We start from the raw sequence: 24923 nt of genomic DNA, 5'->3' as shown, positions 1-24923 counted from the left end.
CGACCCCGCCTCGCCGCTGCAGAGGGGCCCCGGGTAGAGCAGCGGGCCATCGTGGCCCGCACTCTTCAGAAGAGCCGGAGCAAAGCTCGGCATCTGCGCACGGCAGGTGCCGCTCACAAGGAGCTTCGTTCTCTTTGAGGACGTGGTGAACGTCAATGCCCAGGTTTCGTTGGTCGACGGGGACGTTTCCCGGCTGGCCGGGGAGGTCGGGAACCTCGACATGCGACGGAAGCGCCAATGCTTTTGCCAATGTCCGTGTTCGGACGCCACTGTCCGGATTCAATGGGAAGCCTGGCTTCGGCGCATGCGCGGAAGCGCATGGAATGGCGATTTGTGGGCGTGGCACGGCCCTTGCTCCGACCGGTTCATGGATATCGCCAACCCGCTCGCTGCCCAGCGCAAACGTCGTCGCCGCCAACTCGCCATCGCCGGCGGCGTGTTGCTGCTGGCGGGACTCGTCATCGGCGCGGTCAACCTCGGGCCGGCGCTGCCTACGGTGGAACGGTCCGCGGCCTGGATCGATACCGTGCAGCGTGGCGACATGCTGCGCGAGGTGCGCGCGCCGGGCACCCTGGTGCCGCGCGACATCCACTGGCTGGCGGCGCAGACCAGCGCCCAGGTGAGCAAGATCGAAGTATGGCCGGGTACCCGCGTGGAGGCCGACACGGTGCTGCTGCGGCTGTCCAGCCCGCAGGTGGACAGCGACCTGCGCAATGCGCAGGCGCAGGTCGCCGCGGCCGAGGCCCAGGTGGCCGCGAAGCAGGCCGCCTTGCAGTCGCAGCTGCTGGACGAACGTTCCTCGCTGGCCCAGGCCCAGGCCGACTACGCCTCGGCGAAGGTGCGCAGCGAGGCCGATGCGAAGGCGATGGAAAAGAACCTGATTCCGCGGGTGCAGTACGAACAGGAGCTGATCGCGCTGAAGCAGCTGCAGCATCGGACCGACGTGGAGCAGCAGCGCGTGCAGGCGTTCGGTGCCGGCATCGCGGCGCAGATGGCGGCGGTGCGGGCCGAACTGCAGCTGCAGCAAAGCAACCTGCTGCTGCGCCAGCGCCAGTCCGACGCATTGCAGGTGCGCGCCGGCATCGCCGGCACCTTGCAGCAGGTCGCGGTGCAGGAGGGCCAGCAGGTGGCCGCCGGCGCGGACCTGGCGCGGGTGGCGCGCGGCGACGTGCTGATCGCCCGGCTGCGCGTGCCCGAGGTGCAGGCCAAGGACGTGGCGCTGGGCATGGCCGCCCAGGTGAATACCTATAACGGCATGATCGACGGCACCGTCACCCGCATCGATCCGGCGGTGGTGGACGGCAGTGTGCAGGTGGACGTGACGCCGTCCGGCGCGCTGCCTGCCGGGGCGCGCCCCGATCTTTCCGTGGACGGCCGCATCCGCATCGCCGAACTCAAGCAGGTGCTGTCGATGGGTCGCCCGGCCCAGGTCGAGCCGAACAGCGAGGCCAGCCTGTTCCGTCTCGACGCCTCCGGCAACACCGCCAGCCGCATCAAGGTGCGGGTGGGCGCCACCTCGGTCGATCGGGTGCAGATAATGCAGGGCCTGCAGCCGGGCGATCGCGTGATTCTTTCCGACACCAGCCAGTGGGACAAGTATGACCAGCTGCGCCTGCGCTGACTCGACCAGCGGCACGGCAGCATGATCGACATCTTCCCGGATTTTTCTTCAACAGGACGACCGCATGAACGACACCAGCAACGTCATCACCCTCGGCGGCATCCGCAAGGTGTTCCAGGCCGATGAGGTGGAAACGCACGCCTTGAGCGACGTGCATCTGGACGTCCGCCGGGGCGAATACGTTTCGATCTCCGGCCCATCCGGCTGCGGCAAGAGCACGCTGCTGTCGATCCTCGGCCTGCTGGACACGGCCAGCGCCGGCAGCTACGTGTTGAACGGCCACGATGTGGCCGCGATGAACGCGGCCGAGCGCGCCCGCATCCGCAACGCGGAGATCGGCTTCATCTTCCAGGCGTTCAACCTGATCGGTGACCTCAGCGTGCAGGAAAACGTGGAGCTGCCGCTCACCTACCGCAGCGGCATCGGTGCGGGCGAACGGCGCGAGCGGGTGCAGGAGGCGCTGGAGCGCGTGGGCATGGCGCACCGCATGCGGCACTTCCCGGCGCAACTTTCCGGCGGCCAGCAGCAGCGCGTGGCCGTGGCGCGCGCCCTGGTCGGCCGGCCGGCGATCCTGCTCGCCGACGAACCCACCGGCAACCTCGACTCGCGCAACGGCGAGGCGGTGATGGCCCTGCTCGACGAACTGCACAAGGGCGGCGCCACCATCTGCATGGTCACCCACGACAGCCGCTACGCCGAACTGGCCCAGCGCAAGATCCGCATGTTCGACGGCCGCGTGGTGGACGAGGAAACCTTCGAGCGGCTGCGCCGCGAAGACGAGCAGCGCATCGACGCCCTGATCGGCCAGCGCGTGGAAGTCGACGCGTGAAAGTCTGGCTGGCCGAGATCTGGCACGCGTGGCGCACCAGCTTGCGCAAGCCAGGTTTCCTGCTGCTGGCCAGCGGCGTGCTGGCGCTGGGCGTGGGGGCCAGTGCGGTGGCGTTCAACCTGATCGACCAGGTGCTGCTCAAGCCGTTGCCGCTGCCGCAGGCATCACAACTGGTGGCCGTGGGCAAGCTGATGCCGCGGTGGCCGCCAAGGGTTTCCACGCGGCAGTACGCGGCGCTGCAAAAACTGGATGGCGTGCGCTCGATCGGCCTGCTCGCGTTCGCCACGCCGGTGGTCAACATCCAGCGCGATGGCGTGCCGCAGCGGGTGCAGGCCACCTACGCCGATCACAGCCTGCTATCCACGCTCGGCATGCAGCCGCAGCTGGGACGCAACTTCGTTGCCGGCGAGGACAGCCCGCACGGGCCGCCGGTGGTCATGCTTACCCACGATTTCTGGGAGCGCCAGTACGCGGGCGATCCGGCCGCGATTGGCCGGACCCTGAAAGTCGAAGGCACGCCGCACACCATCATCGGCGTGCTTCCCGAGGCCTTCGTTGCGGCGGGCACGGGAGGCGACATCATGCTGCCGGCCATGCTGACGTCCGATGGTGCCGGCGACCAGCACCTCTATCTCGCGATCGCCCGCCTTGCCGACGGTACGGACCCTGCTGCGGTAGGTGCGCAGGCGGATGCGCGATTGCGGGCGGATGCCGCCCGTTCGCCCGACAAACGCGACGACCACTTTCGTTACGGTGCCACCGACTATCACGCCGCCTTGCACGTGCAGGGTGCTCGCGTGCTGGTGCTGTTCCAGGCCAGCGCGCTGCTGGTCTTGCTGATCGCCCTGGTCAACCAGGCGAACCTGTTGCTGCTGCGCGCACTGGCACGGCAGCGCGACACCGCGGTGCGCAGTGCGCTGGGCGCGCCGCGCTGGCGTCAGGGTGCGCCGCTGCTCGTCGAAAGCCTGCTGGTGGGTGTGTTGGGTGCCGGCTTCGGCGTGTTGTTGACGCTGGTGGGCGTGGCGGCGTTGCGCAGCATCATTCCGCCGGAAGCCGTCGGCGGCGAGCTGCATCTGGGGACGCACACGCTGCTGCTGGTGGTGCTGGTATCGCTGCTGTCGACGCTGGCATCGGCGGCGCTGGGCCTGTGGCGTGCCCGCGCCATCGTTTCCTTCGACGACCTGCGCGAGGGCGGCCGCAGCGGCGCCACGCATTACCAGGGCCGGCTCAGCCGCGCACTGGTGATCGCGCAGGTAACACTGACGGTGGTGCTGCTGGGTGCCTGCGGGATTTTCCTGCGCAAGTCCTGGGACGATGCACGCGCGCCATGGGGCTTCGACGACACCAACGTGGCGACGGTTGCGCTCGCTCCGGTACAGGCCGACTACCCGGATGTACAGGCGGTGACGGCGCTGTCGCAACGGCTGGTCGAGCGCATGCGCCAGCTGCCTGGCGTGCTTGACGCCACGGCGTCCACCAGCCTGCCGGTGGACGATTACCTCGGTTCCTTCGGCATCGCCGCACACGCGCACGGCGACGCGCCGGCGTTCGTCCTCTATCGCGCTGTGGGCGCGGATTATTTCCGGGTGTTCGGCATCCACTTGCAGCGTGGCCGCCTGTTCACGCCACAGGAGGGACGCGGCAGCGAGGCCGTGGCCGTCATCGGCCAAACCATGGCCGAGCGGATGTATGGCGGGAAGGCGCTGGGCCAGCAGGTGCAGATGGACGACTCGGTGCATCCGGGCAAGCCGTGGACGGCACGCATCGTGGGCGTGGTCGATGACACCTACCCGCCGGGCGACGATTCGAAGATGCCGGCGGAACTTTACGTGCCGCTGGCGCAGATGCCCGATGCGCTGATGGCCGGCTTCCGCAGCAACGAGTCGATGCATTTCGCCTTGCGCGTGCGCGGCGATGCCGCCGGCTACGGCAAGGCACTGCGCGAAGTCATCGCCGCGGTGGCGCCGCAGCAGCCGATCGCGCAGGTGCGCAGCATGCGTTCGATCGTTGCCGAGGCATCAGGTGGCGCGCAGACCGGCATCTGGATCTGCGGTGTATTCGCGACGATGGCCTTGCTGCTCGCCGGAGTCGGCCTCTACGCGGTGATGTCGGTCGCGGTGGCGGCGCGCGAACACGAGTTGGGCGTGCGCTCCGCCCTGGGCGCGTCGCCGGCAAGACTGGCCGCGCTGGTGCTGCGCGGCGGGATGGCCCAGATCGTGATCGGCCTGGTGCTGGGGCTGGCCCTGGCCGCCGCCTTCCCGCGGATATTCGCGGCCTCGTTCGCACAACTCGGCTCACATGCGCTGCTCGGCCCATGGATCGCAGGCGGCATCTGCGTGCTGTTGCTGGCCTTCGGCGTGCTTGCCTGCCTCTCGCCCGCCCTGCGTGCAGGCCGGGTGCAACCGATGCGCGTTCTTCAGGGGGATTGATCCGTGGATGTCACGTCGCAGGACCCGATGCCGTTTCTCTCCCGAGTCACCGACGGCTGGCGCAGGGGAATGTCCGCATGAGTATCTGGCTTGCCGAAATCCTCCGCGCGTGGCGCGGCAGCCTGCGCCGGCCCGGCTTCATGCTGCTGGCGAGCGGCGTGCTGGCGCTGGGCATCGGCGCCAGCGTGGCGGTGTTCGTGCTGATCGCCAACACCTTGTGGCGCCCGTTGCCGGCGCCCCAGGCGGACCGGCTGGTGGTGATCGGACCCCTGCACGGCAACGCGCAGGTCGGCTCCATCTCGCCGCACGAGTACCAGTCGCTGGCGGCACCGGCGGGGCTGGCGTCGATGGGGCTGGTGCACATGGGTACCGCGGCGAACATCGCCGGAGCGGGCGCGCCGTCGCAGGTGCCGCTGATCGAGATGGATCGCGGCCTGTTGCCCACGCTGGCGCTGCATCCCGCGCTGGGCCGCAATTTCAGCGTGGAAGAGGATCGCCCGAACGGGCCGAAGGCGGTGCTGCTCGGTCATGGGCTGTGGCAACGTGCCTACGCGGGCGACCCGGGCGTGGTGGGCCGCATGCTGAAAGTGGAGGGCGTGCCCCACACCATCGTGGGTGTGCTGCCGGCGGCCTTCAACACCTTGCTGGGGCCGGGCGACGTGGTGCTGCCGAGTGCGTTGCCGGCGGTGAGCCGCGACTACAACCACAACGGCCACCAGGTGATCGCGCGGCTGGCCGATGGCGTGGACATCGCCACCGCGTCGGCGCAGGTGGATGCCGCCGAGCGCACGATGTTTCGCGACATGGGCATGGGCGGCAACTGGAAGAAGCCGCGCTTCGGCGCGCAAGGCTATGCCGCCGCGTTCCAGCAGGAGGCACGGCCGTTGCTGCTGCTGTTCCTCGCCAGCGCGGCGCTGGTGTTGCTGATCGCCCTGGTCAATCTGGCCAACCTGATGATGCTGCGCGCGCTGGCGCGTCAGCATGACGTGGCGGTACGCCATGCACTGGGCGCGTCATGGTGGCGCAGCCTGCTGCCGGCGCTGGCCGAAGGCCTGCTCATCGGTGTCGTGGCGGCGTTGGCGGGCATGGCGCTGGCGCTGGTCGGGCTGGCCTTGCTGCAGGGGGCCATTCCCGCTTCGTGGCGCTGGGGCGGCCAGGTGCAGGTGGGCGCCACGGCTTGGCAGCTCGCTTTCGGCATGGGGTTGCTGGGCGCGGTGCTGGCGGCCGCGTTCGGCGTGCTGCGCAGCCGGGGCGTGGCCAGTGTCGAGGCATTGCGCGAAGGCGGGCGTAGCGGCGTCGGCATCGACCGTGGCCGCCTGAGCCGCGGCCTGGTGGTGGCGCAGGTGGCGCTGGCGACCGTGCTGCTGTGCGCCGCCGGCCTGCTCGTGCGCGCCATCGGCGATGCCTCGCGGCAGCCGCTGGGCTACACGGAAACCGGCGTGCTCACGTTCGAACTGGCGCCGGTGAAAGGCCACTATCCGGACACCGCGTCGATGCTGGCCATGACCCGGCAACTGGTCGAGCGCCTGCGCATCCTGCCCGGCGTGAGCGCCGCGGCGGTGACCACCAACCTGCCCACCAGCGACGACATCTTCGGCTCGTTCAACAACGGCATGCGCACGCCCACGGGCGGTGAATTCCAGTCGCAGGTGAAGGGCATCGGCACGGACTATTTCAACGTGTTCGGTATGCACCTGCGCGAGGGACGCGACTTCGCGCTGACGGACCAGCAAGGCGGTGCGCCGGTGGCGATCGTCAGCCAGGATCTGGCCGACCAGTGGTATCACGGTCGCGCGCTGGGCCAGCAGCTCGACATCGAGGTGAGCAATGCGGCACCGGTGCCCATGCGCATCGTCGGCGTGGTGCCCCGCACCTGGCAGAGCGGCCCGCTGCATCCGCCGCTGCCGGTGGTGTACCTGCCGCTGGCGCAACTGCCGGCGCCCACGATGGCGATCTTCCGCGAGCTGGAACCGCTGCGTTTCGCGGTGCGCGGCCACGGCAATCCGGATGACTGGCGCGCCGGCGTGCGCGAGGCGGCGGCTGCGGTGGCGCCCGAGCAACCCATCGCCAGGCTGCGCAGCATGCGCAGCATTGTCGAGCAGACCACCGCCGACGCGCGACTGAACCTGCTGTTGATCGGCGTATTCGCCACGTTGGCGCTGCTGCTGGCCGCGGCCGGGTTGTATGCGGTGATGGCGGTGGCGGTGGCCGCGCGCGAACGCGAATTCGGCGTGCGCATGGCGCTCGGTGCGCAGCCTTCGCGGCTGGTCGCCATGGTGCTGCGTGGCGGCCTGCTGCAGATCGCGGCGGGGCTGGTGCTGGGCGTCGGCATGGCGCTGGTGTTCACCCGCCTGTTGCGCGCGCTGATCGAGCAGCTCGGTCGCCGCGCCTTCGATCCGTGGGCGCTGGCCGGCGTGTGCGTGGTGCTGGCCTTCGCCGGTCTGCTGGCCTGCCTGGTGCCGGCGCTGCGCGCCGGTCGAACCCATCCCATGCGCGCCTTGCGCGGAGAGTAGCGACGATGAAGCACATGACGCGGGAGCTTTGGCGATGAACATCTGGCTGGCGGAAATCTGGCGTGCCTGGCGCGCGAGTCTGCGGCGTCCCGGTTTCCTGCTCCTGGCGGCCGGCGTGCTGGCGCTGGGGGTCGGCAGCACTGCCGCGGTGTTCACCCTGATCGACCAGGTGCTGCTGCAGCCGCTGCCGGTGCCGCAGGCCTCGCGGCTGCTGGTGGCCGGTCCCTGGAACGGCGACCATGTCAGCGCGGTGTCGCCGCAGCAGTACCAGCACATGCAGTCGCTGGAAGGCGTGCAATCGCTCGGCCTGATCCAGGATGGCCCGAAGTTGAACATCGCCGGTGGCGGCCAGCCGGAGCTGGTGCCGGCGAGCTACGCCGATCGCGGCCTGCTGCCGACGGTCGGTCTGTCCCTGCAGCTTGGTCGCAACTTCAGCGCCGAGGAGGACCGGCCGCACGGGCCGCAGGTGGTGATCCTGGGCCACGGTTTCTGGCAGCGCCGTTATGGCGGCGACGCCGGCGTGATCGGCCGCAGCATTTCGATCGAAGGCACGCCGCGCACCATCGTCGGCGTGTTGCCGCAAGACTTCGCCGCGCTGGGCTTCGCGGGCGACGTGGTGTTGCCCGCCGCGCTGCCGCCGAACACCGTCAATGACGGCACCAACTACATGGCGCTGCTGCGCCCCAACGCCGGTGTGGCCGCCGCCACGGTGGCGGCCGAGGTCGACACGCGCCTGCACGCGATGTACGTCGCGCTGGGCAACGATGACTGGAGGCGTGCCCACTTCGGCGCGCAGCCGTTCAGTGCCTGGCAGCATGCCGATGCCGGCCACGTGCTGACGCTGTTCCTCGCCAGTGCACTGTTCGTGTTGCTGATCGCCCTGGTCAACCTGACCAACCTGATGCTGCTGCGTGCGCTGTCGCGCAGCCACGATGCCGCGGTGCGCGGTGCACTGGGCGCGCCGATGTCGCGGCTGGCATTGCCGGCGCTGGCCGAAGCGCTGCTGGTCGGCGTCGCCGGTGCGCTGGTCGGCATGCTGCTGGCGATGATCGGCCTTGGCGCCTTGCAAAGCCACATGCCGGCGGAGTGGTTGCCGAATGGTCGGCTGCATTTCGATGCCGCGACATGGCTGCTGGCCCTGCTGGTCGGGCTGGGCGGTGCGCTGCTGGCCGCGGCGCTGGGTCTGTGGCGCGGGCGCCGCGTCACCGGGATCGACGAACTGCGCGAAGGCGGACGCAGCGGGCTGGGCCCGCACAGCGGTCGGCTGGGCCGCGTGCTGGTGGTGGCCCAGGTGGCGCTGGCGACCGCGCTGCTCAGTGCCGCGGGCCTGTTCCTGCACACGCTGTACGACGCCGCGCGCACGCCGCTGGGTTTCGACAGCGACGGCATCCTCACCTTCGAGCTGGCGCCGGTGCTGGCCGACTATCCCGACGCCGCCGCGGTGGAGCGCCTGTCGACGCGCGTGCTTGAACGTCTGCGCGCGATACCCGGCGTGACCACGGTGACCTCCACCACCAATCTTCCGGCGGACCTGTGGAGTGGCCAGTTCAACCTCGGCGGCCTGCACCTGCCCGGTAGCGGGGAGATGTTCAACACGCAGTACCGCGGCGTCGACCCCGACTTCTTCGCGCTGTTCGGCATCGCCACGCATGAGGGGCGCACGTTCGGTCGCAACGATATCCGCGGCGGCGAGCCGGTGGCGATCATCAACCGGGCGATGGCGCAGAAGCACTATGGCGGCCAGGCCCTCGGCAAGCTGATCCAGCGCGGTGAGCGCGGCGACCATGCCGGACTGTGGTCGGCGCGGATCGTGGGCGTGGTCGGTGACACCAACCAGTTCGGTCCGCTGGAAGAACAGCCGGAAGTGCTGTACGTGCCGCTGGCGCAGATGACCGACAACGCCATGGCGATTTTCCGCAGCTTCGAACCGATGCGCTTCGCGCTGCGCGGCCATGGCGACCCGAACGCGTGGCGCGATGCGCTGGCGGCGGCGGTGACCGCCGTCGCGCCGAACCAGCCGATCGCCAACGTACGCAGCATGCAGGGCATCGTGCGCAGCACCACTGCGGACATGCGCCTCAACCTGTTGTTGGTCGGCATCTTCGCCGCGCTGGCGCTGCTGCTCGCCGCGGCCGGCATGTACGCGGTGATGGCGGTGGCGGTGGCCGCCCGCGAACGCGAGTTCGGCGTGCGCAGCGCGCTGGGCGCCTCGCCATGGCGCTTGATGCGACTGGTGCTGCGCGGCGGGCTGTGGCAGATCGGGCTTGGCCTGGTGCTGGGCGTCGGCCTCGCGCTGGGACTGTCCGGCGTGCTGCGCGCGGTGCTCGAAGACATCGGCCGCGGCGCGGTCGACCCGGTGGCCATCGGCGGCGTCTGCGCGGTGCTGGCCGTGGCCGGTGTGCTGGCCTGCCTGGTGCCGGCGCTGCGTGCCGGCCGTGTTCATCCGATGCGCGCGTTGCGGGGGAGCAGGGAATGATCGTGCGCGAATTTCGCGGTGCATGGCGGCGGTTGCTGGCGCGGCCGGGTTACACCTGTCTGTCGACCGGCATGCTGGGTGTCGGCCTGGGCGTGCTGCTGTTTCTGTTCAGCCTGATCGACACCCTGGTCCTGCAGCCGTTGCCGTTCCCGCATGCCGATCGGCTGCTGGCGATCGGCGAGGTGCACGACAACGGCAGCGGCATCGGCGATATCGAGAGCAGCCAGTACCTCGACCTGCATGGCCGACTGCAGGGACTGGATGAGGATGGCGCCTATGCACCGGTCGGCCTGGGCATGGACCATGGCAACGGCACCAGTTTTTACAGCGGCACCTTGTGGACCTCGTCGATGATGGATCTGCTCGGCGTCAAGCCGTTGCTGGGGCGCGGCTTCGGCGCGGCGGACGACGTGCCCGACGCCGCCCCGGTGGTATTGATCGGCGAGACCTTGTGGCGGCACGAGTTCGACGCCGACCCCGCGGTGATCGGGCGTGCCGTGCGCGTCAATGGCGAGTGGGCGACGGTGGTCGGCGTGCTGCCGGCGGCGTTCGGCTTTCCGGGTGTCAGCCAGCTGTGGATGCCGCTGCAACCTCGCGCAGGGCAGCACGATTCCGTGTACATGGTCGGGCGGCTCGAGCCCGGTGTCAGCCTGGTCCAGGCGCGTTCGCAGCTGCTTGCGCTGGACGGCCAGCTGCGGCAGCGGTCGAGGTCGTGGCAGATGCAGCAGGCCCTGACGGCCAAGCCGCTGGCGGTGAGTTTTGCACCCGAAGACATGCTGCGCTGGGTCTGGCTGATGTTCGCCGCCGCCGCGCTGGTGTTGCTGCTGGCCTGCGTCAACGTGGCCAATTTGCAACTGGTGCAGACCCTGAGCCGGCGTCGCGAGCTGGCCTTGCGCAGTGCGCTGGGCAGCAGCCGTGGCCGGCTGATGCTTGGCGTGCTGGCGGAGAGCCTGATGCTCGGCATGATGTCGCTGGCCCTGGCGCTGCCGATCGTGCACTGGGGCAATCGCTGGATCATTTCCGCCTACATGACGGCGGACCGGCAGGCTCCCGGCTTCCAGCACTTCGGCATCAGCGGCGGCGTGCTGATGTTCGCTGTCGCCGTGGCGTTTTTCACCACGGCGCTGGCCGGACTGATACCGGCGTGGCGCGCCTCGCACGCCGACATGCAGGATGCGTTGCGCGAAGGCAGCAAGGGATCGGGCGGCGCGTTCGCGCGTATCGCCAAAAGCCTGGTGGTGATGGAAATCGTGCTGACCGTGGTCCTGCTGGTCGGCGCCGGCACCTTCGTGCGCTCGCTGAACCAGCTGCTGGCGGTGCCCGCGGCCGGCGGTGGCGATGCCAGCCATGTGCTGACCGCCGAGGTGGCGCTGCCGCCGAAAGCGTATGCGAAGGACGAGCAGCGCATCCGCTTCTTCAGCACGCTGGCCGAACGCCTGCGCGCGGACCCGCAGGTGCTGGATGCCACGGTGGCCAACACCGTGCCCGGCGCGCGGCTGGGCAGCCACGAAATGATCGGCGCGAAGGGACGCTCGCGTCCGTCCGGCGGCTGGACCGAAGCGCAGATGGGTATCGTCGACGGGCACTTCCTCGACACCTACGGCGTGCACCTGCTGTCCGGCCGGTTCTTCGATACGCGCGATCGTGCCGACAGCCAGCCGGTCGCGGTGATCGATCACAAGACCGCCGTCGCACTGTGGCCTGGCCAGGAGGCGGTGGGCCAATCGCTGGTGCTCTATCCCGAGCAGCCGTGGGCGACCACCGTCACCGTGATCGGCGTGATCGAGCCGCTGCAACTGGATACCCAGATGGAGCGATCGGTGCCGGGATTCCTGGTGCCGCTGCAGCAATCGCAAGGAATGTCGCCGCTGGCCGCCGTTGGCCTGGCCGTGCGCACGCGGGCGGATGCCCATGCCTACGGGCCGCGCCTCACGGCGCTGGTGCGCAGCGTGGATGCGCAGGCCGCCGTGCACTACGTGCACAGCCAGTCGCACCTGATGGCTTCCGGACGGATCGGCTTGCTGGTGCTGACCCAGGTGTTCAGCGCGCTTGGTCTGATCGCGCTGCTCCTCGCGGCCGCCGGACTGTATGGCGTGCTGGCCTTTTCGGTGGCGCAGCGCACGCGGGAATTCGGGATACGCCGCGCGATCGGTGCGGGCAACGCCGCGATCGTGCGCGAGGTCGCGCGGCAGTTGCTGTGGCAACTGGGCCTCGGGCTGGGCATCGGCCTGCTGCTGGCGTGGCCGTGGTCGGGCCTGCTGGCCGACCCCAACCTGCACACGCAGGCGCATGACATGCGGGTGTTCGTGCCGGTGCTGCTGGTGGTGGCGCTGGTGGCGATGTTTGCGTCACTGCTGCCGATGATTCGCGCGCTGCGCGTGGCGCCGGCCATTGCGCTGCGCTACGACTGATGCGCTCCTGCGCGCCGGAGCCGATATGCTTTGCTGAACCCGTGAACGGAACGACATGACACGCGAATCGAATCCCACCGTCCTGCTGGTCGACGACCAGGCCGACGTGCGCGAAGCCTTGCGCCTGCTGCTGAAGTCCGAGGGCTTCGCCAGCGTGGGCGTCGACGGCCCGGCGGCCGCGCTGGAAGCGGTGCGCCAGCGCGATTTCAGCTGCGCGCTGATCGACCTCAACTACACCCGCGACACCACCTCGGGCGAGGAAGGCCTGGCCCTGCTCGATGCGTTGCGCCAGCACGTGCCGGAGCTGCCGGTGGTGGTGATGACCGCGTGGGGCAACGTGCCGCTGGTGGTGGATGCGCTGCGCCGCGGCGCCGGCGATTTCATCGAGAAGCCGTGGGACAACGCGCGCGTGCTCAGCATCGTGCGCACCCAGATCGCGCTGGGCGAGGGCGCGCGGCGGCAGCGCCGGCTGGAGGCGGAGAACGCGCTGCTGCGCGGTGGCGGCGAAGCGTTGATCGCCGAGTCGCCGGCGATGCGCCGGGTGATGGAGCTGGTGGCGCGGGTCGCGCCCAGCGACGCCAACGTGCTGGTGCTGGGCGAGAACGGCACCGGCAAGGGCGTCATCGCGCAGGCGCTGCACGCGCAGTCGCGACGCGCGGCGAAGGCGCTGGTCAAGGTCAACATGGGCGGCATCGCCGAGAACGTGTTCGAGTCGGAAATGTTCGGCCACGTGCGCGGCGCGTACACCGACGCCAAGAGCGAACGCATCGGCCGTTACGAGCTGGCCGACGGCGGCACGCTGTTCCTCGACGAAGTGGGCAACGTGCCGATCTCGCAGCAGCCGAAGCTGCTGCGCGTGCTGGAGGATGGCGAGTTCGAGCGGCTGGGTTCCTCGCGCACGCAGAGCGCGGATGTGCGGCTGGTCTCGGCCACCAATGCCGACCTGGCCGTCGAGGTGGAGGCGGGGCGCTTCCGCAAGGACCTGCTGTATCGGCTCAACACGCTGGAAATCCGCCTGCCGCCGCTGCGCGAACGCCGCGACGACATCCTGCCACTGGCGCGCAGCTTTCTCGAACGCAGCGCCGTGCGTTATGGCCGTCACGATCTGCGCCTGGCGCCGTCGGCCGAGCGCGCGCTGCTGGCCTGGCGCTGGCCGGGCAACGTGCGCGAGCTGGGCCACCTGATGGAACGCGCCGCGCTGCTGGCCGAGCAGGATCTGGTCAGCGACTCGGCGCTGGCTTTCGGTCCCGGCCCGGGTGGCGGCACGGCGGCGGCGTCGACCGAGCTCGACGACATGACCATCGACCAGGCCGAGGCGCATCTGGTGCGACGCGCGCTGGAACGCCACGATGGCAACCTGCAGCATGCCGCCGATGCGCTGGGGATCACCCGCCAGACGCTTTACCGGCGCATGGAAAAACACGCGCTGCGCGATCCCGCCAGTGACGACGATGGCTGAACCCGTGGCCAGGGCGTCATCGCGGCGCCGCGCGCGCATGCCCGCATTCGAGCGGCGCGTGCTGTCCGGCGGCTGGCTGGTGGCGTTGCCTGCACTGGCGGCGCTGGCGATCGTGCTGCTGACGGGGCGGCCCGAGGTCGAACTGTGCTGGCTGCTCGCCGTCGCCGTGCTGGTGCTCACCGCGATGCTCGCCCGCTGGCAGCACCGGCGCGTGGTGTATCCGCTATACACCCTGGTCGGCCTGCTCGAAGCGTTGCGCGAAGGTGACTACAGCCTGCGCGGGGTGAGCGGCGGCGTGCTGGGCGAGGCGATCTACGACATCAACGCGCTGGCCGACCGGCTGCAGCGCGAGCGCCTGCAATCGGAGGATTCGGCGCGCCTGCTGGGCAAGACGCTGGCCTCGCTGGATAGCGCCGTGTTCGTGTTCGACAGCGACGTCCGCCTGCGCCTGCTCAATCCCGCCGCGCAACGCCTGCTCACCGGCGAGCGCCATGCGCTGATGGGTCGCCGCGCGGACGAACTGGGCCTCGATGCGCTGCTCGCCGCGCCATCGGCGCAGGTCGTGCGGCACGTGTTTCCCGGTCGCAGCGGCCGCTTCGAGATTCGCCACGCGCCACTGCGCAACGAAGGTCGCAACGGCCAGCTGCTGGTCGTCAACGACGTCGGCCGCGCGCTGCGCGAGGAAGAGCGCCAGGCCTGGCAGCGGCTGCTGCGCGTGCTTGGCCACGAGGTCAACAACTCGCTGGCGTCGATCCATTCGCTGGCCGGCACGCTGGCCAGCCTGGTCGCGCGCGAACCGCTTCCCGACGACTGGCGCGAGGATGCCCGTGGCGGCCTGCAGGTGATCGGCAACCGCGCCGAATCGCTGGCCCGTTTCCTGGCCGGCTACAGCAAGCTGGCCGCGCTGCCGCCGCCGCAGAAGCGGAGCGTCGACCTGGCCGAGCGCATCGCGGCGGTGGCGCGGCTGGAGCAGCGCCTCGTCGTGCGCGTCGAAGACGGGCCGCCGCTGTCGCTGCAGGCCGATCCCGACCAGCTCGAACAGGCGCTGATCAACCTGCTGCGCAACGCCGTCGAGGCGAGCCTCGACGGCAAGGGCGAGGTGGTGATGCGCTGGCGCAGCGAGGGCGAGCGTGTGCTGATCGAGATCCTCGACGATGGCCCCGGCCTGCCCGGCAGCGACAACCTGTTCGTGCCGTTCTTCACCACCAAGCCCGGCGGCTCCGGCATCGGCCTGGCCCTGGTGCGGCAGATCGCCGAAGCACACGAAGGCGGCGTCAGCCTGGGCGCCCGCGAAGGCGCGCCCGGAGCCGTCGCCCAGCTGTGGTTGCCGCTGGAGCTGGCGCGCGACTAGCCGGCGTCGCCTTCGGTGTACTTCTCGTGCAGCGCCACCGGCGCCACCTGCCGGTTCGCGCGCCGCCGAATCCACAGGTTGATCAGCTCCACGAACACCGAGAAGGCCATCGCGGCGTAGATGTAGCCCTTGGGAATGTGCTGGCCGAAACCATCGGCCACCAGCACCAGGCCGATCATGATCAGGAAGCTCAGCGCCAGCACCTTGACCGTGGGATGGCGCTCCACGAATTCGCCGATCGGCCGGGCAAACGCCAGCATGAATCCGATCGAGGCGAGGATCGCGGTGACCATCACCCAGCGCTCGTCGACCATGCCTACCGCGGTGATGATGGAGTCCAGCGAGAACACGATGTCGAGCAGCATGATCTGCACGATCACGCCGCCGAACGTCGCGGTGGCGGCGCCCACGGTCACCTGCTCGCTGGCGCCTTCCAGCTTCTGGTGGATTTCGTGGGTGGCCTTGCCGATCAGGAACAGGCCGCCGCCGACCAGGATCAGGTCACGCCACGAGAAGGCGTGGCCGAACAGCGAGAACAGCGGCGCGGTCAGCCCGACGATCCAGGCGATCGCCATCAACAGGCCCAGCCGGGTGATCGCGGCCAGCACGATGCCGAGGCGGCGCGCCTTGTCCCGTTGCTCCGGCGGAAGCTTGCCCGCCAGGATCGAGATGAAAATGATGTTGTCGATGCCGAGCACCAGCTCCAGTGCGGTCAGCGTCGCGAGGGCGATCCAGATTTCGGGATTGGCCAGTGATTCCATGGGGATCTCTTTGAGGTGGGTGGCTGCAGGACAGGCTGGTCACGCGGTGGAGCCACGGCGTCAAAGGCGTTCGTGATGGACGCAGCTTCGCCGTGGGACGGCGAAGGTCTTGCTCGCAAACCTGGCGGTTTGCCGCTGCACCGGGGTCAAGCCCGTATTGACGGTGACAGCGAACGGGAGCTACTCCCCTTCACGGCTGATGCTAGCACGCGTTCGTGCGCGTCATGCCTTCCCGCAGCGCCGCGATGCGTTGCGCCCGCGGCAGGCGCTTCCAGGCCATCTCCAGCCGCAGCGCGTCGCCATGGCTGGCAACCCACACCCAGCCCAGCAACTGCCGCGGCGGATTGGAACGGGTGAAGCGGGCACCCTTGCCGGCGAGGTGCTTCGCGTAGCGTTGTTCCGGATCGCGGGCGATGCCGGTGTAGACGCGGCCATCAGCGCATTCGAGCAGGTAGACCGCCCAGGCGTCGGCGCCGGGGGTATCGCTCATCCGCTCAGGCCCACTCGACCAGGCCTTCAACCTCACAGAGCTGCTTCCACGACGGACGGCCCTTCAGTCGCGTGGCCAGTGCGGCCAGATGCGGCCAGCTCGTCGCGGGCTTCGGCATGTTGCGCGACCAGCGCATCAGCATCAGGGCGTAGAGATCGACGATGCCGAAGCGCTCGCCCAGCATGTACGGGCCATGCGCGGCGAGGTGGGCGTCGAGCTGCGACCAGCACTTCTCGATGCCGATGCGCGCGGCTTCCTTCACGGTATCGCTGGCGTCAGGCAGGTGGTCGCCGGGGTAGAACCACTGGCGGAACAACGGCTGCAGCGCATTGGCCAGGTGGAACATCCGCTGCAGGCAGTCGGCACGTTGCGCGCTGGCCGGCGTAGGCGCCAGCGCGGCCTCGGGATGGCGTTCGGCCAGCAGCATCGCCAGTGCCGCCGCTTCGCCATGCGGCACGCCGTCGATGACCAGGGTCGGCACCACGCCGTTCGGGTTCAGTGCGAGATAGGCCGCGCTGCGCTGCTGGCCGGCGTCCAGGTCCACGCGCTCCAGCAGGTGCGGCGCGCCGATTTCGAGCAACACCAGATGCACCAGCATGCTGGCCGCACCGGGGGAGTAGTAGAGCGTGTACATGGCGAGGTCCGCGAATGAGTCAGCGGATGATACGACGGGGAAGCGGCGGCCCCCATCCGCCCTTCGGGCACCTTCCCCCGTTGCACGGGGGAAGGAAGCGGTGGGGCCCCGACGCATGCTCCCTTCCCCCGCCTGCGGGGGAAGGTGCCCGAAGGGCGGATGGGGGGAAGCTCTTCCCCCAAACCCCAATCAGTCGTCCAGCTCCGACCAGCGCGCATAGGCCGCGTCGAGTTCCGCCTGCACCGCCACCAGGGCCTCGTTGGCCTTGACGATGGCCGCGCTGTCCTGCTGGAAGAATGCGGGCTCGTTCATCGCGGCGGTGCGCGTGGCGATGTCGGTTTCCAGTTGCTCGATGCGCTTGGGCAACTGCTCCAGCTCGTGCTGTTCCTTGAAGCTGCGCTTGCGCTTCGCCACTGGCGGTGCGGCTGGGGCCGGGGCAGGGGACTTGCCGGTTGCGGTGGTGCCGCGCGGAGCCGGCCGCTGGCGCAGCCAGTCGCTGTAGCCGCCCACGTATTCGCCGATCCGGCCCTCGCCCTCCAGCACCAGGGTGCTGGACACCACGTTGTCGAGGAAGGCGCGGTCATGCGAAACCAGCAGCAAGGTGCCCTGGTAGTCGGTCAGCAACTCTTCCAGCAGTTCGAGTGTTTCCACGTCGAGGTCGTTGGTCGGTTCGTCCATCACCAGCAGGTTGGACGGCTGGGCGAACAGTTTGGCCAGCAGCAGGCGGTTGCGTTCGCCGCCGGACAGGCGGGTGATCGGCGCGCGGGCGCGTTCGGGCGAGAACAGGAAATCCTGCAGGTAGCCGATGATGTGCTTGCGCTGGCCATTGAGCTCGATGAACTCGCGGCCTTCGGCCACGTTGTCCAGCGCGTTGAGCGAGTCGTTGAGCTGCAGCCGGTGCTGGTCGAAGTAGGCGATCTGGATCGACGTGCCCAGCTCGGCCGTGCCGCGCAGTGGTGTCAGTTCCCCCAGCATGATCTTCAGCAGGGTGCTCTTGCCGGCGCCGTTGGGGCCGATGATGCCGATGCGGTCGCCGCGCAGGATGGTGGTCGAGAGGTCGTCGATCAGTACCCGGCCGTCGTAGGCCTGGTGCACGTGCTTGAGGTCGATCACCTTCTTGCCGGACGTCTGCGCGTTGGCGGCGGTCATCTTCACGTTGCCGCCCAGGTTGCGCCGCTCGGCGCGCTCGTTGCGCAGCGCCTTCAGCGCGCGCACGCGGCCCTCGTTGCGGGTGCGCCGGGCCTTGATGCCCTGGCGAATCCACACTTCCTCCTGCGCCAGCTTCTTGTCGAACAGCGCGTTGGCCTGCGCTTCGGCGTGCAGGCGCTCCTCGCGGCGGCGCAGGTAGTTGTCGTAATCGCCCGGCCAGTCGGTGAGCTGGCCGCGATCGATCTCGACGATGCGCGTGGCCAGCGCGCGCAGGAAGCTGCGGTCATGGGTGACGAAGATGATGCTGCCGGCGAACTGCTTGAGGAAGCTTTCCAGCCAGCCGATCGCCTCGATGTCCAGGTGGTTGGTCGGCTCGTCCAGCAGCAACACGTCCGGCTTGCGTACCAGCGCCTGGGCCAGCAGCACGCGGCGCTTCATGCCGCCGGAAAGCGCGGCGAAGTCGGTCTCGCCGGGCAGTTCCAGCTGGGTGATCACGTCGCTGACGCGGCGGTCCAGGTCCCAGCCGTGCTGCGCCTCGATCTCGTGCTGCACGTCACCCAGCGCGTCGAAATCGCCGGTGTCGAGCAGGTGGTGATAACGCGCCAGCAGCCGGCCCAGGTCGCCCAAGCCCTCGGCGACCACGTCGAACACGCTGCCTTCGGTGCCGTGCGGCACCTCCTGCGCCATCCGCGCCACCACGATGCCGTTCTGCACGCGCACCTCGCCGTCGTCGGCATGCAACTCGCCGGCGATCAGCTTCATCAGGGTGGATTTGCCTTCGCCGTTGCGACCGACGATGCAGACCCGCTCGTTCGCCTCAATCGACAGATCGACGTGTTCGAGCAGGAGTGGGCCGCCGATGCTGAAGTCGACGCGTTGCAATTGGATAAGAGACATCCGCCCATTGTAGCGGTAGCCGCGTCCTTGCTTGCGTCGGGATGGCTCCAAAAGAAACGGGCCGCACTGGGCGGCCCGTTTCCCTGGATGGCGTGGCGAGGCCTACTTCAGCTTCGCATCCTTGCGCAGCGCCTCGGCGCGGTCGGTCTTTTCCCACGAGAACGAGGTGAACTTGTTGCCGTTGGCGTCGACCAGGTCGCGCGGAGTGCGCCCGAAGTGGCCGTAGCTGGCGGTCTGCTGGTACATCGGGTGGATCAGGTCGAGCATCTGCAGGATGCCGAACGGACGCAGGTCGAAGTGCTTGCGGATCAGCTTCTCGATCTTTTCGTCGCTGATCTTGCCGGTGCCGAAGGTGGTCACCGAGATCGAGGTGGGATGCGCCACGCCGATCGCGTAGCTCACCTGCACCTCGCAGCGGTCGGCGATGCCGGCGGCCACGATGTTCTTGGCCACGTAGCGCGCGGCGTAGGCGGCCGAACGGTCGACCTTGGACGGGTCCTTGCCCGAGAACGCGCCGCCACCGTGACGGGCCCAGCCGCCGTAGGTGTCCACGATGATCTTGCGGCCGGTCAGGCCGCAGTCGCCCACCGGCCCGCCGATCACGAACTTGCCGGTCGGGTTGATGTGGAACTTGGTGCCCTTGTGCAGCAGCTTGGCCGGCAGCACCGGCTTGAGGATTTCCTCGCGCACGGCCTCGATCAGGTCCTTCTGCTTCACGCTCGGGTCGTGCTGGGTCGACAGCACCACGGCGTCGATCGCGGTGGCGATGCCGTTCTCGTAGCGCAGGGTGACCTGGCTCTTGGCGTCCGGGCGCAGCCACGGCAGCGGCGAGTTCTTCTTCTTGCGCACCTTGGCCTGCTGCTCGACCAGGCGGTGCGAGTAGTAGATCGCGGCGGGCATGAAGTCCTTCGTTTCATTGGTCGCGTAGCCGAACATCAGGCCCTGATCGCCCGCGCCCTGTTCTTCCGGCTTCTTGCGGTCCACGCCCTGGTTGATGTCGGGCGACTGCTTGCCGATCAGGTTGATCACGCCGCAGGTGGCGCCGTCGAAGCCGACGTCGCTGGAGTCGTAGCCGATGTCCAGGATCACCTTGCGGGTGATCGCTTCCAGGTCGATCCACGCATCGGTGGTGATCTCGCCGGCCACGATCGCCACGCCGGTCTTGACCATGGTTTCGCAGGCCACGCGGGCGCGCGGGTCCTGCGCGACGATCGCGTCGAGGACGGCGTCGGAGATCTGGTCGGCGACTTTGTCCGGATGGCCTTCGGAGACCGATTCGGAGGTGAACAGGTAGTTGGACATCGCGGTTTATATCCCTTTGTTCGGATAGAAAGATAAATGAAGTCGGGCATGATACATCCCCGCTCCGGGTTTTGCAGCTTGCGCCGATTCCCGTCCCTGCGGGGTTAGGCGCGTGTTCAGCCGTCTGGACGGCCGCGGGTTCAGGCGGCCAGCCGGTCGCCGGCAGCAAGCGCCGCGAAATAATCGCGGGTCAGCCGCAACTGTTCGTGGACAGTTTCCGCCCGGTTGACCACCTGCCGGAACGCGGCGTTTTCCGGCCGATCCTTCGCGTACCAGCCCAGGTGCTTGCGCGCGATGCGCACGCCGGCCTGTTCGCCGTAGAACGCGTACAGCTGTTCGAGGTGGCCGAGCAGGATGCTGCCGACTTCGGCCGGCTCCGGCTCGGCCAGCAACTCGCCGGTGGCGAGATAATGGGCGACCTCGCGGAAGATCCACGGTCGGCCCTGGGCGCCGCGGCCGATCATCAGCGCGTCGGCGCCGGTGGCGTCCAGCACGTGCCTGGCCTGCTGCGGCGTGTTGACGTCGCCATTGGCCAGCACCGGAATGCGCACGGCGGCCTTCACCGCGGCGATGGTGGCGTACTCGGCTTCGCCCTCGTACTTGTCGGCGCGGGTACGCCCGTGCACGGCCAGCGCGGCGATGCCGTTGTCCTGGGCGATGCGGGCGATGTTCAGCGCGTTGCGGTTCTGCCGATCCCAGCCGGTGCGGATCTTCAGCGTCACCGGCACCTCGACGGCGTCGACCACCGCCTTGACGATGCGCGCCACCAGCGGCTCGTCCTGCAGCAGGGCGGAGCCCGACCACACGTTGCACACCTTCTTGGCCGGGCAGCCCATGTTGATGTCGATGATCTGCGCGCCGTTGGCCACGTTGAAGCGCGCCGCCTCGGCCAGCATCGCCGGGTCGTAGCCGGCGATCTGCACGCTGACCGGCTCGGGCTCGCCCTCGTGGTCCATCCGCCGCAGCGACTTGCGCGTATGCCACAGCCGCGGGTCGGCATTGGTCATCTCCGACACGGCCAGGCCCGCGCCCAGCCGCTTGCACAGCAGCCGGAACGGCTTGTCGGTGACGCCGGCCATCGGGGCGAGCACCACGGGCGGGTCGATGAGGTACGGGCCAATGCGCATCGGCGCATTGTAGCGGCCCACGGCTGCCGCGACGCGGCGCTCAGTGCGTAGGCACCGCCCGCTGCGCGGCCCCGCGGTCGTGCCGGTGCTTGAACAGCGGCACGAACAGCAGCGCCATCACCAGCGAATAGCCGGCGAAGGCCAGCCAGATGCCGGGCCAGTCCTTGCAGATCGCCACGGTGTCGTCGCACTGGTGGTTGGTGAAGAAGTGGTCGATCACGAAGCCGGCGATCAGGCTGCCCAGCACCGCGCCGATGCCGTTGGTCATCAGCATGAACAGGCCCTGGGCGCTGGCGCGGATCTTCGGGTCGGCCTGGCTTTCCACGAACAGGGAGCCCGAGATGTTGAAGAAGTCGAAGGCCATGCCGTAGATGATGCACGAGAGCACGATCATCCACAGTCCGCCGGCCGGGTCGCCGAACGCGAACAGGCCGAAGCGCAGCACCCAGGCCAGCATGCTCATCGTCATCACCGCCTTGATGCCGAAGCGCTTCAGGAAGAACGGGATGGTCAGGATGAAGGCGGTTTCGGAGAACTGCGAGATCGAGATGATGATGGTGGAGTACTTCACCGCCAGCAGGTTGGCGTACGCCGGCACCTTGACGAAGTCGCTGAGGAAGGCGTCGCCATAGGCGTTGGTCAGCTGCAGCGCCGCGCCCAGCAACATCGCGAAGATGAAGAACACCGCCATGTTGCGGTTCTTGAACAGGGTGAACGAGGTCAGTCCCAGCCGGTCGGCGAGGCCGCGGCCTTCCGCGGCGCGCAGCCGCGGCGGGCACTTGGGCAGGGTGAACGCATACAGGCCCAGCAGCAGCGAGGCGGCCGCGGCCACGTGGAACTGGGCGGGCGAGGCCTTGAAGCCGAGCAGGCTGGTGGTCCAGGTGGCGGCGATGAAGCCGATCGTGCCCCACACGCGGATCGGTGGATACGTGTTCACCACGTCCAGGCCGTCCTGCTTCAGCGCGTTGTAGGTCACCGTGATCGCCAGCGAGATGGTCGGCATGTAGAAGCACATGTTCAACAGCATCACCCAGAACATCTGCTCGGGATCACGCACGTGCGGGATCGAGAACAGCACCGCGGCGCCGCAGATCTGCAGGATGCCGTACAGGCGTTCGGCGTTGATCCACTTGTCCGCCACGATGCCGACCAGCGAGGGCATGAACAGCGAGGCGATGCCCATGGTCGAGAAGATCGCGCCGAAGCTGGTGCCCGACCAGTGCTGGGTCTGGAACCACCAGGTGCCGATGGTCAGCAGCCACGCGCCCCAGATGTAGTACTGGAAGAAATTGAGTACGGTGAGACGGAGCTTGAGGCTCATGAACGAGGATTCCCCTGCAAGGCCGGGGTCGGCCCCGTGGCCACAATGTTGTAGCGGGGCAGGTTAGACGACGCCGGCGCCGGGCGGCAAGGTGCAATGCGGCAGCTCGTTCCGGTCGCTCACCCCGGCACGGCCAGCACATCGGCCACGCGCTGGCGCAGCACCGGCAGCAGCTCGGCCTCGAACCACGGGTTGTGCATCACCCACGGCCGGTTGCGCGGACTCGGGTGGGGCAGCGGCAGCACGTTGCGGGCCAGGTGGGTGCGCCAGTTGCGCACGGTGTCGGTGAGCGTGGCGTCGCGCGCGTCGCCGAGCATGCCGACCTGGGCGTATTGCCCGATGGCCAGGGTCAGTTGCACGCCGGTGAGCAGCGAAAACAGGCGCGGATGCCAGATCGCGGCGCACGCCGGTCGCGGCGGCAGGTCGCCGCTCCTGCCCTTGCCCGGGAAACAGAAATCCATCGGCACGATCGCCACGCGATCGGCGTCGTAGAAGGTGGCGCGATCGATCTGCAGCCAGTCGCGCAGGCGCTCGCCGCTGACGTCGTCGAACGGAATGCCGCTTTCCTCCACCTTGCGCCCCGGCGCCTGGCTGACGATCAGCAAGCGCGACCGGGTCGACGCCTGCAGCACCGGCCGCCGCCCCGGCGGCTGCTGCATCGCGCAGGTGTGCCCGCAGCGGATCTCCGCCAGCAAGGCATCCATGTCGCGCTGTTGCTGCATCGGGCCCAGCTTTCTTTTCTTCTCCATTCCCTATTCCCTATTCCCCATTCCCGGCCCTCAAACCACCTTGCCCGGATTGAGGATGCCGTCCGGATCGAACGCGGCCTTGACCGAGCGCATCAGCGCGATGGTCGACTCGCCCAGCGCCAGCGGCAGGTAGTCGCGCTTCACCACGCCGATGCCGTGTTCGCCCGACAGCGTGCCGCCCAGCGCGATCACCAGGGCGAACAGTTCGGGCAGCGCGGTGTAGCCGCGTTCGATCTCGTCGACGTCGCGAGGCAGCAGGTTCACGTGCAGGTTGCCGTTGCCGGCGTGGCCGAAGCACACCATCGGCACCGCGTGCCTGGCGGCGAGCGCCTGCGCGCCGGCGACCAGTTCGGGCAGGCGGCTCACCGGCACCACCACGTCCTCGTTGATCTTGTGCTCGGTAACCGCGCGCTGGGCGAACGAGAGCGCCTTGCGCGCGGCCCACAATGCGGCGTTCTCGCCAGCGTCGGCCGCGATGTCCAGCGCGAGCAGGCCTTCGCCACGCGCGGCGCGTGCCACCGCGTCCTGGGCAAAGCCCACGGTCTCCGGCGTGCCATCCACCTCGATCAGCAGCAGCGCACCCGCTTCGGGCACGTCGGCGTCCGGTGCGTGGTCGCGGGCCAGCTTGAGCGCCAGCGCATCCATGAACTCCAGCGCCGCGGGCGTCACCGGCTGCGCCATGATGCGCGCCACCGCCTGCGCCGCGCTGGCCGTGTCGCGATAGGTGGCACGCAGCGAGCGCACGACAGCGGGCCGGGGCGTGAGTTTCAGCGTGGCCTCGGTGATCAGCGCCAACGTGCCTTCCGAACCGACCAGCAGGCGGGTCAGGTCGTAGCCGGTGGAATCCTTGGTGGTGTGCGTGCCGGCGACGAAACCCGCGCCGGTGCCGGCCACCGCGCGCAAGCCCAGCACGTTGTCGCGGGTGGCTCCGTACTTCAGCGCGCGCGGTCCGCCCGCGTTGCAGGCGAGGTTGCCGCCTATCGTGCACCACGGCGCCGAGCCGGGATCGGGCGCCCAGAAGAATCCGTGCGGCGCCAGCGCCTGTTGCAGGGCCTCGTTGGTGACGCCCGGCTCGACCACCGCGAGGCGATCGTCCGGCGCGATGCGCACGATGCGATCCATGCGCTGGAAATTCGCCACCACGCCACCGGCCAGCGGCACCGAGGCGCCGGTGGAACTGGTGCCGCCGCCGCGCGCGGTGAGCGGCACGCGATGTTCGCGGCAGGTGCGCACCAGCGACTCCACTTGGGCGTGCGTGGCGGGATGGACCACCACGTCAGGTCGATGCGCGTGGCGCGAGTGGTCGCGCGCCGCGAGACGCAGGGCGTCGTCACCGCTGTCCAGTGCGTCGCCGGGAAAGATCGTGCGCAGGCTGTCGAGCAGGGAAGCGGGCAGGGTCATGCC

17 protein-coding genes are annotated in these 24923 nt (G+C 69.1%); 8 read left to right on the top strand and 9 right to left on the bottom strand.

Going from position 1 to position 24923, the window contains the following annotated elements; translation table 11 throughout:
- The first annotated feature begins 367 nt into the window (after positions 1 to 367).
- From ASD82_RS06150 to ASD82_RS06115, 8 genes are all read left to right on the top strand, one after another.
- Complete coding sequence (locus tag ASD82_RS06150; protein ID WP_056716877.1) at positions 368 to 1621, top strand: HlyD family efflux transporter periplasmic adaptor subunit; 1254 nt, start codon at positions 368 to 370, stop codon at positions 1619 to 1621.
- A gap of 64 nt (positions 1622 to 1685) precedes the next feature.
- Positions 1686 to 2450: an ABC transporter ATP-binding protein gene (locus ASD82_RS06145; RefSeq protein ID WP_056716876.1), complete on the top strand. Its 765-nt coding sequence runs from the start codon at positions 1686 to 1688 to the stop codon at positions 2448 to 2450.
- Positions 2447 to 4879, top strand: coding sequence for an ABC transporter permease (locus ASD82_RS06140; RefSeq protein ID WP_056716874.1), 2433 nt, complete (start codon positions 2447 to 2449; stop codon positions 4877 to 4879). The genes ASD82_RS06145 and ASD82_RS06140 overlap by 4 nt, the downstream gene beginning before the upstream one ends.
- Before the next feature lie 77 nt (positions 4880 to 4956).
- On the top strand, positions 4957 to 7392 hold the full coding sequence (locus tag ASD82_RS06135) for an ADOP family duplicated permease (protein WP_056716872.1): 2436 nt from the start codon (positions 4957 to 4959) through the stop codon (positions 7390 to 7392).
- A 34-nt stretch (positions 7393 to 7426) separates the two neighbouring features.
- On the top strand, positions 7427 to 9868 hold the full coding sequence (locus tag ASD82_RS06130) for an ADOP family duplicated permease (RefSeq protein WP_056716869.1): 2442 nt from the start codon (positions 7427 to 7429) through the stop codon (positions 9866 to 9868).
- Positions 9865 to 12279 (top strand): ADOP family duplicated permease, encoded by a 2415-nt coding sequence (locus ASD82_RS06125; RefSeq protein WP_056716868.1) that lies wholly within the window; start codon positions 9865 to 9867, stop codon positions 12277 to 12279. The genes ASD82_RS06130 and ASD82_RS06125 overlap by 4 nt, the downstream gene beginning before the upstream one ends.
- 55 nt (positions 12280 to 12334) lie before the next feature.
- Positions 12335 to 13738 (top strand): sigma-54 dependent transcriptional regulator, encoded by a 1404-nt coding sequence (locus ASD82_RS06120; protein WP_056716867.1) that lies wholly within the window; start codon positions 12335 to 12337, stop codon positions 13736 to 13738.
- Between the two features lie 37 nt (positions 13739 to 13775).
- The gene (locus ASD82_RS06115; RefSeq protein WP_056716864.1) at positions 13776 to 15089 is read left to right on the top strand and encodes an ATP-binding protein; all 1314 of its coding nucleotides are present in this window, start codon (positions 13776 to 13778) and stop codon (positions 15087 to 15089) included.
- Here the strand turns inward: ASD82_RS06115 and ASD82_RS06110 are convergent.
- From ASD82_RS06110 to ASD82_RS06070, 9 genes are all read right to left on the bottom strand, one after another.
- Positions 15086 to 15850 (bottom strand): TerC family protein, encoded by a 765-nt coding sequence (locus ASD82_RS06110; protein WP_056716862.1) that lies wholly within the window; start codon positions 15848 to 15850, stop codon positions 15086 to 15088. The genes ASD82_RS06115 and ASD82_RS06110 overlap by 4 nt on opposite strands.
- 202 nt (positions 15851 to 16052) lie before the next feature.
- Positions 16053 to 16340: a GIY-YIG nuclease family protein gene (locus ASD82_RS06105; RefSeq protein ID WP_056716861.1), complete on the bottom strand. Its 288-nt coding sequence runs from the start codon at positions 16338 to 16340 to the stop codon at positions 16053 to 16055.
- Between the two features lie 4 nt (positions 16341 to 16344).
- Complete coding sequence (locus ASD82_RS06100) at positions 16345 to 16974, bottom strand: glutathione S-transferase (RefSeq protein ID WP_056716859.1); 630 nt, start codon at positions 16972 to 16974, stop codon at positions 16345 to 16347.
- A 189-nt stretch (positions 16975 to 17163) separates the two neighbouring features.
- Positions 17164 to 19020, bottom strand: a complete 1857-nt coding sequence (locus ASD82_RS06095; RefSeq protein ID WP_056716857.1) for an ATP-binding cassette domain-containing protein — start codon at positions 19018 to 19020, stop codon at positions 17164 to 17166.
- Positions 19021 to 19122: 102 nt separating this feature from the next.
- On the bottom strand, positions 19123 to 20322 hold the full coding sequence (gene metK / locus ASD82_RS06090) for a methionine adenosyltransferase (protein ID WP_056716855.1): 1200 nt from the start codon (positions 20320 to 20322) through the stop codon (positions 19123 to 19125).
- 140 nt (positions 20323 to 20462) lie between these two features.
- Positions 20463 to 21449 carry a tRNA dihydrouridine synthase DusB gene (gene dusB / locus ASD82_RS06085; RefSeq protein ID WP_056716884.1) on the bottom strand — a complete coding sequence of 329 codons (987 nt, stop codon included), beginning with the start codon at positions 21447 to 21449 and terminating at the stop codon, positions 20463 to 20465.
- 40 nt (positions 21450 to 21489) lie between these two features.
- Positions 21490 to 22770, bottom strand: a complete 1281-nt coding sequence (locus tag ASD82_RS06080) for a nucleoside permease (protein WP_056716854.1) — start codon at positions 22768 to 22770, stop codon at positions 21490 to 21492.
- Positions 22771 to 22889: 119 nt separating this feature from the next.
- Entirely contained in the window at positions 22890 to 23519 is a 630-nt protein-coding gene (locus tag ASD82_RS06075) for a uracil-DNA glycosylase family protein (protein ID WP_235580645.1), read from the bottom strand.
- Positions 23520 to 23549: 30 nt separating this feature from the next.
- Positions 23550 to 24920: an FAD-linked oxidase C-terminal domain-containing protein gene (locus ASD82_RS06070; protein ID WP_056716852.1), complete on the bottom strand. Its 1371-nt coding sequence runs from the start codon at positions 24918 to 24920 to the stop codon at positions 23550 to 23552.
- Between the last annotated feature and the right edge of the window lie 3 nt (positions 24921 to 24923).

Origin of the sequence: Rhodanobacter sp. Root179, from assembly GCF_001428465.1 — a bacterium.
Lineage (GTDB): Bacteria > Pseudomonadota > Gammaproteobacteria > Xanthomonadales > Rhodanobacteraceae > Rhodanobacter.
The sequence above is the reverse complement of the archived record's forward strand: the minus strand, read 5'-3'. Positions and strand labels throughout refer to the sequence as shown.

Coding starts and splice junctions, on each gene's coding strand:
- ASD82_RS06070 (WP_056716852.1), bottom strand. CDS start 24,920: ATGACCCTGCCCGCTTCCCTGCTCGACAGCCTGCGCACGATCTTTCCC.
- ASD82_RS06115 (WP_056716864.1), top strand. CDS start 13,776: ATGCCCGCATTCGAGCGGCGCGTGCTGTCCGGCGGCTGGCTGGTGGCG.
- ASD82_RS06095 (WP_056716857.1), bottom strand. CDS start 19,020: ATGTCTCTTATCCAATTGCAACGCGTCGACTTCAGCATCGGCGGCCCA.
- ASD82_RS06125 (WP_056716868.1), top strand. CDS start 9,865: ATGATCGTGCGCGAATTTCGCGGTGCATGGCGGCGGTTGCTGGCGCGG.
- ASD82_RS06130 (WP_056716869.1), top strand. CDS start 7,427: ATGAACATCTGGCTGGCGGAAATCTGGCGTGCCTGGCGCGCGAGTCTG.
- ASD82_RS06135 (WP_056716872.1), top strand. CDS start 4,957: ATGAGTATCTGGCTTGCCGAAATCCTCCGCGCGTGGCGCGGCAGCCTG.
- ASD82_RS06100 (WP_056716859.1), bottom strand. CDS start 16,974: ATGTACACGCTCTACTACTCCCCCGGTGCGGCCAGCATGCTGGTGCAT.
- metK (WP_056716855.1), bottom strand. CDS start 20,322: ATGTCCAACTACCTGTTCACCTCCGAATCGGTCTCCGAAGGCCATCCG.
- dusB (WP_056716884.1), bottom strand. CDS start 21,449: ATGCGCATTGGCCCGTACCTCATCGACCCGCCCGTGGTGCTCGCCCCG.
- ASD82_RS06150 (WP_056716877.1), top strand. CDS start 368: ATGGATATCGCCAACCCGCTCGCTGCCCAGCGCAAACGTCGTCGCCGC.
- ASD82_RS06145 (WP_056716876.1), top strand. CDS start 1,686: ATGAACGACACCAGCAACGTCATCACCCTCGGCGGCATCCGCAAGGTG.
- ASD82_RS06120 (WP_056716867.1), top strand. CDS start 12,335: ATGACACGCGAATCGAATCCCACCGTCCTGCTGGTCGACGACCAGGCC.
- ASD82_RS06075 (WP_235580645.1), bottom strand. CDS start 23,519: ATGGAGAAGAAAAGAAAGCTGGGCCCGATGCAGCAACAGCGCGACATG.
- ASD82_RS06110 (WP_056716862.1), bottom strand. CDS start 15,850: ATGGAATCACTGGCCAATCCCGAAATCTGGATCGCCCTCGCGACGCTG.
- ASD82_RS06080 (WP_056716854.1), bottom strand. CDS start 22,770: ATGAGCCTCAAGCTCCGTCTCACCGTACTCAATTTCTTCCAGTACTAC.
- ASD82_RS06105 (WP_056716861.1), bottom strand. CDS start 16,340: ATGAGCGATACCCCCGGCGCCGACGCCTGGGCGGTCTACCTGCTCGAA.